General features: G+C 52.9%; 13 protein-coding genes. All 13 read right to left on the minus strand.

Going from position 1 to position 16,247, the window contains the following annotated elements:
* Nucleotides 1–33: 33 nt before the first annotated feature.
* The 13 genes from SDD30_RS03230 to ytvI all read right to left on the minus strand — a co-directional run bounded on the left by SDD30_RS03230 (nt 34) and on the right by ytvI (nt 16,230).
* A complete protein-coding gene (locus SDD30_RS03230; RefSeq protein ID WP_434073494.1) occupies nt 34–828 on the minus strand; it encodes an ABC transporter permease in 795 nt (264 codons plus the stop codon).
* Between the two features lie 5 nt (nt 829–833).
* Nucleotides 834–1,619, minus strand: a complete 786-nt coding sequence (locus tag SDD30_RS03235; protein WP_434073495.1) for an ABC transporter permease — start codon at nt 1,617–1,619, stop codon at nt 834–836.
* Nucleotides 1,616–2,404: an ABC transporter ATP-binding protein gene (locus SDD30_RS03240; RefSeq protein WP_434073496.1), complete on the minus strand. Its 789-nt coding sequence runs from the start codon at nt 2,402–2,404 to the stop codon at nt 1,616–1,618. The genes SDD30_RS03235 and SDD30_RS03240 overlap by 4 nt, the downstream gene beginning before the upstream one ends.
* 32 nt (nt 2,405–2,436) lie before the next feature.
* Complete coding sequence (locus tag SDD30_RS03245) at nt 2,437–2,775, minus strand: hypothetical protein (RefSeq protein ID WP_434073497.1); 339 nt, start codon at nt 2,773–2,775, stop codon at nt 2,437–2,439.
* A gap of 78 nt (nt 2,776–2,853) precedes the next feature.
* Nucleotides 2,854–3,978, minus strand: a complete 1,125-nt coding sequence (locus SDD30_RS03250) for an ABC transporter substrate-binding protein (RefSeq protein WP_434073498.1) — start codon at nt 3,976–3,978, stop codon at nt 2,854–2,856.
* A 178-nt stretch (nt 3,979–4,156) separates the two neighbouring features.
* On the minus strand, nt 4,157–4,447 hold the full coding sequence (locus tag SDD30_RS03255) for a hypothetical protein (protein ID WP_434073499.1): 291 nt from the start codon (nt 4,445–4,447) through the stop codon (nt 4,157–4,159).
* Nucleotides 4,448–4,868: 421 nt separating this feature from the next.
* Nucleotides 4,869–5,915, minus strand: coding sequence for a LacI family DNA-binding transcriptional regulator (locus SDD30_RS03260; protein WP_434073500.1), 1,047 nt, complete (start codon nt 5,913–5,915; stop codon nt 4,869–4,871).
* A 533-nt stretch (nt 5,916–6,448) separates the two neighbouring features.
* Complete coding sequence (locus tag SDD30_RS03265; RefSeq protein ID WP_434073501.1) at nt 6,449–10,093, minus strand: PolC-type DNA polymerase III; 3,645 nt, start codon at nt 10,091–10,093, stop codon at nt 6,449–6,451.
* Between the two features lie 12 nt (nt 10,094–10,105).
* Entirely contained in the window at nt 10,106–11,827 is a 1,722-nt protein-coding gene (locus SDD30_RS03270; RefSeq protein WP_434073502.1) for a proline--tRNA ligase, read from the minus strand.
* A 29-nt stretch (nt 11,828–11,856) separates the two neighbouring features.
* Entirely contained in the window at nt 11,857–12,936 is a 1,080-nt protein-coding gene (gene ispG, locus SDD30_RS03275; RefSeq protein ID WP_434073503.1) for a flavodoxin-dependent (E)-4-hydroxy-3-methylbut-2-enyl-diphosphate synthase, read from the minus strand.
* A 10-nt stretch (nt 12,937–12,946) separates the two neighbouring features.
* Nucleotides 12,947–13,957, minus strand: a complete 1,011-nt coding sequence (gene rseP, locus SDD30_RS03280; RefSeq protein WP_434073504.1) for an RIP metalloprotease RseP — start codon at nt 13,955–13,957, stop codon at nt 12,947–12,949.
* The gene (locus SDD30_RS03285) at nt 13,954–15,129 is read right to left on the minus strand and encodes a 1-deoxy-D-xylulose-5-phosphate reductoisomerase (protein WP_434073505.1); all 1,176 of its coding nucleotides are present in this window, start codon (nt 15,127–15,129) and stop codon (nt 13,954–13,956) included. The genes rseP and SDD30_RS03285 overlap by 4 nt, the downstream gene beginning before the upstream one ends.
* Nucleotides 15,130–16,230: a sporulation integral membrane protein YtvI gene (gene ytvI, locus SDD30_RS03290; RefSeq protein WP_434073506.1), complete on the minus strand. Its 1,101-nt coding sequence runs from the start codon at nt 16,228–16,230 to the stop codon at nt 15,130–15,132. It lies immediately after the preceding gene.
* Nucleotides 16,231–16,247: the final 17 nt, after the last annotated feature.

The raw sequence follows: 16,247 nt of genomic DNA on the forward strand, positions 1-16,247 counted from the left end.
CTACCAAAAGTATATATTGGAACATCAACTAGTTTAGATATTATCCTCTCCCATACGTACCAGGCCCCATCTTTCAATAGTATGCATCTCCAATGGTCTGAGCAAGAGACGATCCATAGCTAACCAAATTAAACCTGTGAAAAAAATACCAACTAATATCATGTCACTGCGATAGTAAGAACGAGCATCCCAGATTAGATACCCCAAACCACTTGTACTAGCTATCATTTCTGCCGCCATTAAAGAGCGCCAGCCCATAGCCAGGCCTTGACGCATGCCCATGACAACGTTAGGAAGAGAGCCAGGTAATACCACTTCTTTTAATACATGCCAGGGGTTTCCACCTAACGTTAGTACGACATTTTTCATGTTAGCTGGTATACTCTCTACGCCCGCTATCGTATTGAATAAAACTGCGAAAAAGATAGCGTTGGCAATGACAAAAATAACGGTCCCCCAACCTACACCCAACCACAATATAGCAATAGGTATCCAGGCGATGCCTGCAATCGATTGAAAGAAGTTAACTACTGGTTCAAAATATTGAGCTATAGTTACATTAACACCAATACCTATTCCTAAAGGAATTGCTATGGCAGAGCTAATTATAAAAGCTATTATTAAGCGCTCAAGACTTAAAATAATATTTTGGGTAAGTGTACCGGTCTTGATCAGCTCCCCAAGGGCAATTACGACAGATTGAGGAGATGGCAAGAGGTAATCAGGCCATAGCTTTGAATTGGCTAAGATTATCCATACGATTAAAGTTATAATGAAAGGTATCAACCAGTTTGTCCGCCGCCAGGTTGTAATAATTATTTTACCCAATTTGATCACCTCGCCTTTTCAACCATACCCCAACGCTCTATGGTAGCCTTTTCAAAAGGCTTTAGATAAAATCTATCTAAAACCAGCCAGATAATCCCCATCAGAATCATACCTACCACTACGCGTTGAGTTAAAGATGAACGTTGGGCATCAAAAATCATATATCCCAATCCATTAGTTCCGGCAATCATTTCCCCGGCAATTAGAGAACGAAAGGCATAACCTACCCCTACCCTTATACCGGTTACAATATTTGGTATAGCGCCGGGTAATAAGATATTAAATAACACATGCTTCCTTGTACCGCCCAGGACTAAAATAGCATTAATCATATTCTTGGGGACTTGTTTTACTCCGAGAATGGTATTAAACAAAACAGGAAAAAAAACCGTATAAGCAACTACTAAAATAATGGTTTTCGTACCGTAGCCAAGCCAAAAGATAACAATTGGTAACCATGCCATATCAGCAATAGACTGGAAAAAGTTTATGAATGGTAATACCATATCTGCTATTTTAGAACTGTAACCCAGTATTAAACCCAATGGGATGCTTAAAGCGAAAGAAATACTTGCTGCAATGAGCAACCTTAGCATACTGTCCAAAAAGTATTCCAACAGGATGCCTTTTTTGCCTAGTAAAATCAATTCATGCAATACATTTAGCGGTGGAGGATACAACGTAGCCGGGAAATTAGCCAGTAAATAAGAGATTTGCCAGATGGCCAGAAGAACTACGAAAGAAATAACTCCTCTTAACCATCTTTTGTTCGTACTATAGGTTTCATTCAATTGGACCTTACCTCCTTACGGAGTAAGTTCCAAAGCTCTTCACAGGTTTTAGAGAACTTAATATTAGTAGAAATACGCTGATCGCGTTCGATATCAATGGATATAATTTTACGGATACAACCGGGGCTGGATGTTAATACTACTACTCTATCAGCCAGAATTACTGCCTCTTCTACACTATGAGTAACAAAAATTATGGTTTTACCTGTTTTAGCCCAGATATCAATTAATTCGCGCTGCAAAGAAGCACGAGTTTGGGCATCTACCGCTGCAAAGGGTTCATCCATTAAAACAACTTTTGGATCATTAGCCAGAGCCCTGGCGACACCAACCCGCTGCTTCATACCGCCGGAGAGTTCATGGGGAAATTTATTTTCAAAACCATTTAAGCCAACCAGTTTAATAAATATATCAACGGTTTGTCTTATTTCTTTACGGGGTACCTTACGTATCTGCAAGCCTAACCCAATGTTTTCGTATACATTTTTCCAGGGAAGGAGGGCGTAATCCTGAAAAACTACACCCCGTTCACGGCCCGGCTTTTCTACTAACTTTCCTTCCATAAGAACTTTCCCCGTTGATGGGCGAACTAAGCCGGCTATTATAGAAAGTAAAGTAGATTTGCCACACCCACTGGGACCTAAAAGGCAGATAAATTCCCCTTCATAAATTGACAAATTGATGTTGTTTAACGCATTTATCTGTTCGTTAGTCTGAGGATGTTTATAAGTATGACTTAGGTTTTCCACAGAAAGTAAGGGCTCATGTGATGCTTTGGCTATCATAAATTTTTTACCTCCGGTCATCTCGCAAAACATTACTGATGATTAAGAGCAATACTGGTAATCCAATATTCCCGCGCCAAGCTCCAGACATCTTTAGCTTTAACCCGATTAATCATAATAGAATTTTCATTAGCAAATATAACCGTTCCCATGTCATGAAATTTTTCCATGTGAAAGGGTTCCGGCGAAAAAGGTAATACCACCTTGATGTTTACATACTTTTGGGATTCTAAGGCCGTCTTTAAATCAGGGGTAATTCTTTCATTCATCGTTGCAAACGCCCACCCCTGCCAGGCAAGTAATAAAACCAAAATCAAACAAGTAAACCATATACTGGGATGACGGATAAAGGAACGAGACTTATTAAACACTTTTCTGTAACCCCCCGTTGAGGTTAGGGAGCATGAATTTAGTTTCCTAAACTCATGCCCCACCTTATTTAACACCGGTTATAACTGTTTATCCTGGGGAATAGGTGGTAAATCTTTAAAGTACTGAGGGTATTCCTTCTGAACTTCTTGATTGTATTTAAGCATAAGGTTATTATCCAAATTAAACTTTTTTAACTTACCCTGCTTATCAAGTAAGTCCATCATATAATTTAAGGCATCTATGCTATTTTTTGAAACTCGCATATCAAATGATATTGCATCGATTGCCATTAAAGCTACTTCCTTGTCTAAACCCGAAGCCCAATGCGAGGCTATTTCACTTGCTTCCGCTTTATGCCCACGTATCCATTGTTGACTTTCGGCAGCAGCTACTAGAAACCGTTTAATAGCTTCGCCATTTTTTTCAACATAACTTTTAGTCGAAAGTATCGTCCCGACGTTTTTAAAAGTAGATTGGCCACGTATAACTAAATAAGATCCAGGTATTTTCTTTAACGCATTCGAGGGTATAGGTTCCCAGAAAGCAAGTGCATCAATAGCACCACTGGCAAGGGCAGAGATCGCGTCCTGAGGTGTCATGTTAATAAGGTTGAGTTTACTGGAATCCTTTCCTGCAGCATCCAAAACGCCTTTTACATAAAGCTCACTACTGGTTCCGAAAGCAACACCGATTTTTTTATTATACAGGGTTTCAAGATTTGCAGCTGTAATATTTGAGCCTTGACGGGCAATTATTGCATGATCGGTATTATAGGCATTTGTTTCAGGTTTGCCGTGATTCGCTGAAATTAATACCAGGGGAATACCTTTCGAGGCAGCCGATAAAAAAGGTGGAACTCCTAGTACTGAAACGTCCACGTCCCCTGCCTGGAGAGCATTAACCAACTCAACTCCAGTTGCATAGGTTTTCAATTTTACATTTAAACCATGCTTTTCAAAAATGCCCTTATCCGCAGCCGCAAAAACCGTCACATGATCAATAGCGTCGGGTGAAACTCCTACCCGTAAATCAATAAGCTTGTCACTAACTTTAGGGGCGCCATTTTCTTTGTTATCTTTAGCAGAAGGTGTTTCCTTTCCTTGACTACCGCAGGCAGTAAACAACAAAAGGCTTGTCAAAACAACTAATCCCAATAAAATCCTGACATAATTACTTTTCTTAATCTTAATTAAACCAAACATACTTTTCCTCCTTTCTTTTTTTAAAGCCGTTAGTTATACTTCGCTATTCTCTGTTTTAGTATTCCACCTCCCAGATTAATTTTCCAATATCCGATTATAACCTCCTTTTTTTGAGAGATCGTAAAGTATATAGAGGACTTTAAAACCTTTCCACTTCCTCCTTAGCAATTTTACACCATCAAATAACATTTTGGGGATTATTACCTAATGTGTGATTATCTTTCATTATAATTTCGACTCTAAAATTACGGGTTATCTCCAGGGCATGCCTCAAATCTTTACGAATTTTATCTTCATCAATATTAAACTCTGCCAATACCCCTGGATGGGGTTTCATGGAAAAAATATATTCATCTTGTAATTTTTTCTGCCATATCTTCGATATTGCCCAAGGTGATACAAATACTCTTCTGAGTCGAGGAATCTTTTTAATTATATCCCACCTCAAATTTAGCTCCACAACATCCATAACAATTCAACCCAAATTTTTGCAATATGGGTAGTTGATAAGGAAAAATAAATTCCTCAAACATATGTGGGAGAAAATTATGTTGTATCCAGAGTTCCTTTTTTGTCTCTTGTTCAGGCCTAACTACAATTTCAGTTATTTTAGAAGCCAATTTTCTTAAAATCTGGCGTTTCCGGTTATTTATATTCAAGTTGTGATAATTAACATCTTTGTCATTAATATGAGCTTTAAAATGTAATCTACTCGTTAATTTATGATAATTACTACGTTCCACTTAATAGTTCCAGGGTTTTTATAAAGCTACATAGCTTTAATATTATCTTTATCTGGAATTTTGGGTGCCTATTATTATTTGTAGGTTATTCAATAATTCCTTCCTTAAGTATATCCTGTATTTTTAGCATCATTTCCCTTCATAGGTTTACCCAGTTTCCACAACTCGCCAACCACCCACTTCCAACTTCCCACCTCCATTTACAACGCAGGTGGAATGGCGAACGACCAGTTCCGGCTTTAAGCGGTACATCTGCGGGAAACCGGTATTGTCACCACTCACCCGCTGGTAAATGAGCCGGGCCGCCTTCTCTCCCATCTCCTGCATGGGTTGGACAACAGCGGTTAAGGGCGGGTTGGCTAATCTGGTTAATTCCATATCGTCAAAACCTACCAGGGCCAGATCGCGAGGTACTTCAATACCCATTTCATTAACAGCCAGCATGGCGCCGATGGTCATATAATAATTGGCTACAAAGACTGCCGGCGGTGGGGTCGGGAGGGCCAGCAAATCCTTCATCAGGGCGTAACCGCTCTCAGTGGAAAAATCGCCGCTGCGAATTAAGCTCTCATCGACCGGGAGGTTGTAATCTTCAAAAACCCGCAGGTAACCGCGATAGCGTTCTTCGCCGGTGGTGACTTCCAGGCGGCCATTAATAAGGCCGATGCGCCGGTAGCCTTTGGTTACCAGGTGCTCTACCGCCTGGTAGGCGCCGTTAACATTATCGACCAGGACGCAGTCGGCTTCCATATATTTAACCATACGGTCGACCAGGACTACGGGAGTACCTTCCTCCTGGATTTCTACCAAATGGTCGGCCGTATCACTGGTTGGAACAACCAGGAGCCCGTCAACCTGTTTTTGCGCCAGCATCTTCACCCGGTCTTGTTCCCGCGCCAGATTTTCTTTGCTATTACAGACGATTAAACTATAACCATAGCCGTTCAAGATATCCTCCACCATCTGGGCCACCTGCATAAAGAAAGGTCCAAAATCGGGAACCACAAAGCCAATAGTTTGGGTCTTCTGGGTCTTTAAGCTGCGGGCGATCTGGTTGGGCCGGTAACCCAGGGTTGCAATGGCGGCCAGGACCCGCTTTTCTGTTTCTTCCTTCACTTTGTCGCCGTTGAGAACCCGGGATACGGTGGCGGTGGAAACGCCGGCTTGCTCCGCTACATCTTTAATGGTCGGCATTATCTTGTTCCTTCCGCTGTTTAATCGTTGATGGTAATTCTGATATTATTTATGTAATCGATTACTATTTAATTCTATATATTCGCCATGGGTTTTCAGATTCCTGCTACCTAATAAAATTTTTTTGAGTGAAATTTATCTTTTAGCCTGAAGATTAGGGGTGCCAAGAGGGTTTGTTTTCGCAAATATCGGCTTAAATTGGCCCCTGTTACCAGGTCAGTATGGTGGTATGAGGAAAAGTTAAGGTAATTTAATTATACTTTCCTTATTTTACTGCTATTATCTGTCTTGTCCGCCTTGTTATCGTTTACATGCAGTCTCACCTTTCCTTTGTTTTCGACAGGCATCGTATTAAAATTAAAAACACCCCCCGGCGTAAAACCGGGAAGTGTTCATGTAACGGCAGCTGGAAGTGAGAGGCCGGAATCCCGTAGGAACCAGCTGAAGCCAGTTCCAGGATTGGCAGCCCAGAATTGGAGCCTACCACCGGCAAGCTGCATACCCAGTTGGTGTCCCAGATATAACGTGAGGGTCTACCCGAAAAACACCAGCTGGTCGGAGGCCGGCAGGTCGGCCAGGGCGCCGTGCTTTTCCAGGGCTTCGATGACCGTCTTACTGACCCGGGAACGGTACTGCAGGTCCTCAATGGAGGTAAAGGGCCGCTCCTGCCGGGCGCGGACGATAGCCTCGGCCGCGGCCTGGCCTACCCCGCTCAAAGCCCCCAGGGGCGGCAGGAGGCGGCCCGGGGCCACCAGGAAGCGGCCGGCGGCTGATTTCTGCAGGTCGATGCGCTCCAGGATAATGCCCCGGTAATACATCTCCCGGGCCACCTCCATAATCGTGAGGATATTTTTCTCCCGGGCCGTGGCCTCGTTGCCTTTTTTCTCCAGGGTGGCAATCTCCTCCTGCACCCGCTCCAACCCGCCGGCCACCACGTCGGCGTCGAATTCGTCGGCGCGGATGCTGAAAAAAGAGGCGTAGAAGGCTTCCGGGTAATAGACCTTGAAATAGGCTATCCGGAAAGCCATGGTTACATAGGCCACAGCGTGGGCCTTGGGGAAGAGGTAGCTGATTTTTTTACAGGACTGCAGAAACCAGTCCGGGACCCCGGCTGCCCGGATGGCCTCTTCGTACTCCTTTTTCACACCCTTGCCCTTGCGCACATCCTCCATGGTGCGGAAGGCGATGTCCGCCACCACGCCATGCTCCATGAGGTAGTTCATGATGTCGTCCCGGGTGGAAATGGCCTCGTTCAAACGCGTCATCCCACTCTTAATCAGATCCTGGGCGTTATTCAACCAGACGTCGGTGCCGTGGGAAAAGCCGCTGATGCGCACCAGTTCGGCAAAGGTGCGCGGCCGGGTATCCTCCAGCATCTGGCGGACGAAACGGGTGCCGAACTCAGGTATGCCCAAGGTGCCCACCTGGGAGCCAATGTCCTCCGGCTTCACCCCCAGGGCTGCGACGCTGGAAAAGAGGGACATGGTCCGGGGGTCGTCCAAGGGGATCTCCCGGGGGTTGACGCCGGTGAGATCCTCCAGCATTTTGATTACCGTGGGATCGTCGTGACCCAGAAGGTCGAGCTTCACCAAGCGGCTGCTGATGGAGTGGTAATCAAAATGGGTGGTAATGGTGCCGCTGCCGGTGTCATCGGCCGGGTGCTGCAGGGGGGTAAACTGGTGCATATCAACCCCCCGGGGGACGACCATTAACCCGCCAGGGTGCTGGCCGGTGGTGCGTTTGACGCCGGTTATCCCCTTCACCAGGCGGTTGATTTCCGCCTGGCGGGCCTTAAGCCCTTTTTCCTCCAGATATTTATGGACAAAGCCGAAGGCCGTCCTCTCGGCCAGGGTGGCAATGGTGCCGGCCCGGAAAACGTGATCTTTACCGAAGATAGTCTCGGTATACTGGTGGGCCCGGGGTTGGTATTCACCAGAAAAGTTGAGATCAATATCCGGTACTTTATCCCCTTTAAAGCCCAGAAAGACTTCAAAGGGAATGTCATGGCCATCCTTCAAAAGCTTGGAGCCGCAGCAGGGGCAGTCCCGGGCCGGGAGGTCGGCGCCGCACCTGGCGCTGCCGCCGGTAATAAACTCACTGTAACAGCAGGCGGGGCAGCGGTAATGGGGTGGCAGGGGGTTGACCTCGGTGATCCCGGCCATGGTAGCCACCAGGGAAGAACCCACAGAACCCCGGGAACCCACCAGGTAGCCGTCTTCGTTGGATTTACGCACCAGCTTATGGGCGATGAGGTACAGGACGGCAAAACCGTGGCCGATAATGGCCTGCATCTCTTTATCCAGGCGCGCCTGGACCAGTTCCGGCAGGGGGTCGCCGTACCACTCGCGGGCCCGGTTCATAACAATCCGGGTCAATTCCTCTTCCGCTCCCGGTATCTCCGGTGGGTAGAATTCATCGGGAATGGGTTTTAACTCTTCCACCTGGTCAGCTATCTGCCTGGGATTGGTGATCACCACCCGGCGGGCCGTCGCTACATCCAGGTAATCAAATTCGGCCAGCATCTCTGCCGTCGTCCGGTAATATAGGGGGGCCTGGACCTCGTCGGCGTAGCCCTGGCCGGCTAGGAGGACCTGGCGATAAATGGCGTCCTCCGGGTTTAGGAAGTGCACATCGCCGGTGGCGACGACCGGTTTTCCTAATTTTTCCCCCAGGGCGACAATCTGCCGGTTCATGTCCATCAGGGCCTGGCGGTCGGTTATCTCTCCCCGGCGGATTAAAAAGTCGTTATTGGCCAGGGGTTGAATCTCCAGAAAGTCATAGAAAGAAGCAATTTCCTCCAGGCGGGCGGCCTCGGCTCCGGCCAGGTAACCCCGGATCAACTCCCCTGCCTCGCAGGCCGTCCCTAGTAGAAGCCCTGCCCGATGCTCCTGGAGCATGTGGCGTGGTAACCGGGGTTTACGATAAAAGTAGTCCAGGTGGGCCCGGGAAACCAGGCGGTAGAGGTTGGCCAGGCCTTCCTGGTTTTTAACCAGGAGGATAATATGATAGGTCGGCTGGCGGTCGGGAGGCTGGTCATCATGATCGAAGAGGTAGCCCTCCAGGCCATAAATAATCTTCACCCCGTACTTCCGCCCGACCTCGGCTGCCGCCGGGAAGGCCTGGACTACACCGTGGTCGGTAATGGCTATGGCTCCATGGCCCCACCGGGCGGCCTGCTGGACTGCCGTCGCCACTTCGGTGATCCCGTCCATGGCGCTCATCTTGGTATGGAGGTGTAACTCTACCCTTTTTTCCGGCTCCTGATCCTCCCGCACCGGCCGCTCGCCCCGGGCGACGGCATCGGCGATCAGGACCAGTTCCTGGCTGTAACGGTCGTACTGGACCGGCCCCTGGACCAGGACCCAGTCCCCCGGCGCCAGGCCGTTTTCCGTCAGGGGCCCCTGGTCAATGAAGGCCTTAACGCTGATGGAGTCGGTATAATCGGTAATATCGAAGCTCACCAGCCAGCGTCCCGACTTCAGTTGACGGGAAGCAAAGCTCAACACCTCCCCCTGGACGGTGACCTGTTTCTCCTCTTCCTGGACTTCTTTCAGGGGCTGGGGCGCGGCCGTAATCTTGTTGCCATGGAGCAGGCCGTCTGCCGGTCCTTTGCCGGTACCGGCCCGGGGTTTGCTTGCAGCCGCTTCCTCCCGCCGCACTTGCTCCAGCTGCCGGTCCTGGAGCCGCCGGGAGGTGGAAATCAATTCCTGCTGGTAGTCATCATCAGCCCTCAGTTCTACCTCTACCTGGCAGCCGTAACGGGCCAGGACTTCCTGCAGAACCGCGTCCCCCCGGCGCGCCTTTAGAGCTTCGACGGCCAGGGAAGCCGGCAGGATAAGGTGCAGTTTATCCCCCTTTATTTCCAGCCTGGCCCCGGCCAGCCAGGCGGCACCACCGTTGCCCAGGGTCCGGGCCACTTCGGCCAGGAGCGCCGCCCTCTGTTCGGTTATGAGGACTTCCAGATCCACGGGGGGCGGGGCTTCTTCCTGGTTAATGATAAAAGTAAAGCCGGGAAACTCCCCGGCCAGAAACTCCCTGCAGGCTGTAAGGGCATCCGGCTCCAGGGGCCGGGACGAATTGAGCCAAATACAACACCTGCCGGCCCGGCGGGCGATTTCAACTTTCTTTATGGACCCGGCGGCCAACAGTTCCTGCCAGAGGTTTTTCACCGCAGCCATACCCTTCAACCCCTAGCGATATTTTTGCATTTCTCCGGCCAGCAGGGCCTGAAGGCGCGACGTCAGGCCCTCCCGGGGTAGGGGGGCTTCCTTCTCCTGGGAGCGCCATTTGACGTCGACGGTACCGTTGGTCACCGTCCGCTTGCCGACGGTGACCCGTAAAGGATAACCGATGAGATCAGCCTCGACAAACTTGAGACCGGCCCGTTCGTCCCGGTCGTCCAGCACGACTTCCACCCCGGCGGCGACCAGTTCCCGGTAGAGGTCCTCGGCCACGTCCAGCTGGCTGTCGTCCTTCATGGCCGCCGGGATAATCACTACCTGATAGGGAGCGACGCTCAAGGGCCAAATAATGCCCCGCTCGTCATGGTACTGTTCTACTATGGCTGCCATAGTCCGGCTGACGCCGATACCGTAGCATCCCATCACCAGGGGGTGTTCCGCGCCCCGGGCGTCGGTATAGTTAGCCCCCAGGGCCTGGCTGTATTTAGTCCCCAGCTGGAAGACCTGGCCGACCTCGATACCCCGGGCCTGGCTCAGAGGGGCGCCACACTGGGGGCAGGGCTCACCGGCCTCCACCAGGCGCAGGTCGGCCACGGCGGCCGGTTTAAAATCCCGGCCCGGATTGACATTCACCAGGTGGTAATCCTCCCGGTTGGCGCCGGCCACACCGTTGACCAAATAGGGGATCTCCAGGTCGGCATAAAGGGGCACGCCCGTTAAACCCACCGGGCCGACGAAGCCTATCGGGGCTCCGGTGACCTCCCTGACCCTTTGCGGATCGGCCAGGGTCAGTTGCCGGCAGCCGAGATGGTTTTGCAGCTTGACTTCATTTAATTCCCGATCACCCCGGACCAGGACGGCCACCAGCTGGCCATCGGCTTCATAAAAGAGGGTTTTAATGAGCCTGTCCGGGGTGACGTCCAGGAAGGAGCAGACTTCCGCCACCGTCCGTTGTCCCGGCGTCGCCACTTCCTTTAACGGCGCCGGTTCCTCCGCCGCCCCTTTGGGCATGGCCCTGGCTACGGCGATTTCTACGTTGGCGGCGTAAGCACACTCCCGGCAATATACCAGCATGGCCTCCCCGGCGGCGGCCAGGGCCATGAACTCGTGGCTGTAGTTACCACCAATGGCGCCGCTGTCGGCCTGCACCGGGCGGCAATCCAGACCGCAGCGCCGGAAGACGTTGCTATAGGCCTGGTACATCTTGCGGTAACTCTCATTCAGACCTTCCTGATCCCGGTCAAAGGAATAAAGGTCCTTCATAACAAACTCGCGTCCCCGCAGGAGGCCGAAACGGGGCCGGCGCTCATCCCGGTATTTGTTCTGGATCTGGTAAAGGAGCAAGGGTAGTTGTTTATAGGAATTGACCTCGCTCCGTACCAGGGCGGTGATAATCTCTTCGTGGGTAGGGCCCAGGCAGAACTGGCGCTGGTGCCGGTCCTGGAGGCGAAACATCTCTTCGCCGTAAACCTCCCAGCGGCCGCTTTCCTGCCAGAGTTCGGCCGGCTGGATTATGGGCAGGACTACTTCCTGCCCGCCGGCCCGGTCCATTTCTTCCCGGACAATGGCCTCGATTTTGGCCAGCACCCGCCGGCCCAGGGGCAGGTAGGTATAGATGCCGGCGGCGGCTTTACGGATAAAGCCGCCCCGGAGGAGTAGCTGGTGGCTGGCAATCTCGGCCTCGGCGGGAGTCTCCCGCAGGGTCGGGGCCAACAGTTCTGTCGTGCGCATTTTTAACCTCCTCATTTATTATTCCTCTATTATTCCTCGCCTGGGTCTTCGGCTGCCAGGCGGCGCGCTTCTTCGATTAGAACCCGGGCGAGATCTTCCTCCCTGACCTTACGTACCGGCTGGCCGTGGCGGAAGAGAAGACCAAAGCCGCGCCCGCCGGCGATGCCCACATCGGCCTGGCGCGCCTCACCGGGACCATTGACGGCGCAGCCCATAACGGCCACCTTGAGGGGCTTTTTGATGTCCTGGAGCTCCTCCTGGACCCGGGCCGCTACGGCCTCCAGGTTCACCTGGCAGCGGCCGCAGGTGGGACAGGAGATCAGCTCAATGCCCTGCTGCCGCAGGCCTAATGAGCGCAGGATGGCAAAACCGGCTCTGACCTCCTGCACCGGGTCACCCGTCAGGGAGACCCGGATGGTGTCGCCGATGCCTTCATTGAGAAGAATGCCGATCCCCACGGCCGATTTGACCGCCCCCTCCAGGCCCCGACCGGCTTCGGTCACCCCCAGGTGCAAGGGGTAAGCGACTTTTGCCGCCATGAGCCGGTAGGCCGCCAGCATCAGGGGTACCTCGGCGGCCTTGAGGGAGATCTTAATCTCCCGGTAATCCAGATCCTCCAGGAGACGCACGTGTTTAAGGGCGCTGGCGACCATGGCCGCTGCCGTCACGCCGCCGTAAGTCTCCAGGGCCTCCTTTTCTAAAGAGCCGGCGTTAACGCCGATGCGAATGGGCACCCGCCGGGCCGCCGCCGCTTTGACTACCGCCTTGACCCGTTCCGGCCCGCCGATATTGCCGGGATTCAGGCGCAGGCCGTCCACCCCCGCCTCCAGGGCCGCCAGGGCCAAGCGATAGTCAAAGTGAATATCGGCAATCAGGGGGAGAGTCACCCGGGCCTTGATTTGGGCCAGGGCGGCCGCCGCCTCCTGGTCTGGTACGGCCAGACGGACAATGTCGCAGCCCGCTGCGGCCAGTCTGGCAATCTGGGCTACGGTAGCCTCGACATCCCTGGTGTCGGTATTGGTCATAGACTGGACGGAGATGGGAGCGCCGCCGCCGATGACCACCTGCCCGATATGAATCTGGCGGGTGGGCCGGCGTTTGCCGGTCATTAGCTTCACCTCAGCTGAAGATCCGGATTAAGTCATGGTAGGTAATCAAAATCAGCAGGCCCACGAGCAGGGCAAAGCCAATCAGGTGGATAAAATTCTCCTTTTCCGGGTTAATGGGCCGTCCCCGTACAGCTTCCAGGCCCAGGAACACCAGGCGGCTCCCGTCCAGGGCGGGAACAGGCAGGAGGTTGATGATCCCCAGGTCCAGGCTCAGGACAGCCATAAAGTTCAGGACATTGGCCAGGCCGTAGGTAGCTGCCTGGCCCACCAGCTGGACGATGCCCACCGGGCCGACCACCTCGGCAGCAACTTTACCTGTCACCATCTGCACCAGGCTCAAGATAATCAACCTGGTAATCTCCACCGCCTCCCTCGTGCCCAAGGCAATGGAACGCCATAACCCCTGCCGCTCCCAAGTAGGGCCGATACCAATCAACCCCACCCCCGACTGGGGATCCCTGGTCGTGGTCAGGGTGACCTGCCTCTGCTGGCCCCCCCGCTCCACCAGCAGGGTTAGCTTTTCCCCGGGGTGCTTGTTAATCAGGTCAACCATTTCCCTCCAGGTACTTATTGGGATATTGTCGACCTGAAGGATTCTATCCCCCGGGCTGAGTCCGGCCTGGGCGGCCGGCATTCCCGGTTCCACCCGGCCGACAACGTTCACGTCGGCCGGTATCCCGATAACCATGAAGACCATGATAAAGAGTACCAGGGCCAGGAGGAAATTCATCCCCGAACCGGCCCCAATGACGCCCATCCGTTTATAGACCGGCTGGCGATTAAAACCCCGGGGGTCACCAAGATTGGGCCCCTCCATACCGGCCATGCGGTTAAATCCCCCCAGGGGGAAGGCCCGCAGGGTATAAACTGTCTCCCCCCATTTGCCCTGCAAGAGGGCCGGGCCCATGCCGACGGCAAACTCTTCGACTTTAATCCCGGCGCGCTTAGCCGCCAGGAAATGGCCTCCTTCGTGGACCAGGACCAGGATACTGAACATAATCAGGGCCAGAATAATGGTCAACGGGACTCAGCTCCTGTCAATGGGATGTGGGCTGCTACCTCCTCAGCCCGCCCCCGGGCCCAGGCGTCGGCAGCCAGCACCTGTTCCAGGTCGGGGGTGGCAACAGGCTGGTGTTCTTCCAGTACCCTGGCCACTACCCGGCTGATGGCCGTCAGGGGTATCTTCCCGGCCAGGAAATACTCAACTGCTACTTCATCGGCGGCACTCAAGGCGGCCGGGTAAGTGCCCCCCTCCCGGCCGGCCTGAAGGGCCAGGTCCAGGCAGGGGAAGCGCTCCCGGTCCGGCTCCCCAAAATCGAGGTGACCCAAGGCGATCAGGTCCAGGACCCGGCTGTCCAGGTCCCATCTCTCCGGCCAGGTCAGGGCATACTGGATAGGCAGGCGCATGTCCGCCGGCCCCAGGTGGGCAAAAAGGGAACCATCGCCGTAACGTACCAGGGCATGGACCACGCTCTGGGGATGGATTAAAACCTTGATTTGATCGTAATCCAGTTTAAAAAGATGGTGGGCCTCCATTACTTCCAGGCCCTTATTCATCAAGGTGGCCGAATCAATGGTCACCTTCGGCCCCATGACCCAGGTAGGATGCTGCAGGGCTTGTTCAGGAGTAACGGCGGCCATCTCCGCCGGGGTCATCTCCAGTAAAGGGCCCCCAGAGGCGGTAATCAGTACCTCGACGATACGACCGCCCTGGCGCAGGCACTGGAAGATGGCCGAGTGCTCGCTGTCAACAGGGATGATGCGGCGGCCTGAACGCCGGGCCTGGTCCATGACCAGGTGACCGGCGGCTACCAGGACTTCTTTATTGGCCAGGGCTATATCCTTACCGGCCTCCAGGGCGGCCAGGAGAGCAGTAAGGCTGCGGATACCAACCATGGCCGCTACCACCAGTTCAACCCCCGCCAGGCAGGCGGCCGCCTTCAGGCCTTCCTCCCCGGCCAGGACCTGGACATCCAGGCCCTGGACCATAGTGGCCAGAGCCCGGGCTCGTTCAGCATCCAGGAGAACTGCCAGGCGGGGCCGGAACCGGCGTACCTGGGCGGCCAGGAGTTCGGCGTTCCTGGCCGTCACCAGGGCGGCAACCCGGAAGCGATCCGGGTAGGCGGCCACCACCTCCAGGGCCTGCCGGCCAATGGAACCCGTCGAGCCCAGAATAGTTATTTCTTTAGTCAATTACTTATTAACCTCCTGCTCAGAACGGAAAAAGGCCTTCAAGACTACGATGGTTAAGGGCCCCAGGGCCAGACCAACCACTCCCAGGAGCTTTAAACCGGCATAAAGGGCGATGAGGGTAGTTAATGGGTACAGTCCAAGGTTGACGGCCACCAATTTGGGCTGCAACACCTGGCGGAGAATAATAATGAAAGCATAGAGAATCAGCAGGGCCAGGCCCAGGCCATAGTGGCCGATGATGAACTCAATAATTATCCAGGGGATAAAGACTGTACCCGGCCCGACAATGGGCAGGAAATCGGCCACTCCGATTAAAAAGGCCAGGGTCAGGGCGTAGTCTACTTTAAGAATGAGCAGACCGATTACACTCTGGGTCATCTGCAGGCTGATTAAGAGAATCTCCGCCCGCAGGTAACCGATAATAGCCTGGCCCAGGGAGTTGCAGACCCGGCTCGTCCGTTCCCGCCAGCCGGCCGGCATCACCCGGAGCATGGTTCGCAGGATCAACTCCTTGTCCCGGCTGAAGAAATAGGTGGCTACCAGGGAAATAATAACAAAAATAAAGAGTTCCGGCAGCGAACTGACCAGGATGACCAGGCCCTGGACCGTTTGGGTCAGGATCTGCTTTAAAACGTTGACGCCGTTATTGAGGAGGGTTTGTAACGTGCTGAAGATATCCGGAGGCAGGTTGCCGCCGAAATAAAAACTCTGGAGACGGTAAAAATAATCCTGGAGCAAGGTTCCCAGGCTACGCGCCTGGGCCGGTAGGGTCATCACCAGGCTTTGCAGTTCTACAATTAAGTTGGCTATCAGGTAAAACAGGGCTACACTTAAAACAGCCAGCACCAGTAGCAGGGTGGTTATAACCGCCCAACCACGCCCAATTTTGCCCCGCTTTTCGATAAAATTGACCACCGGGTCAATAATGGCGGCCAAAAGGCCGGCCAGGGCAAAGGGCAGGACGACCGGTACCAGGGCCTTGATAATCTCCCTGACAGCCGGGAATATGTAATAAAAGAGCAGTAGGAACAGGATGACACCCATCAGCGCCAGCAGTAAAGATTGAAAGGTCTGCTGGAAACGCCCGTTAAGGCCGGCCAAAGACTTCCCTCCTCATG

Source organism: Moorella naiadis (nom. illeg.) (assembly GCF_051020825.1).
Classification (GTDB): Bacteria; Bacillota; DSM-521; order Neomoorellales; family Neomoorellaceae; genus Neomoorella; species Neomoorella naiadis.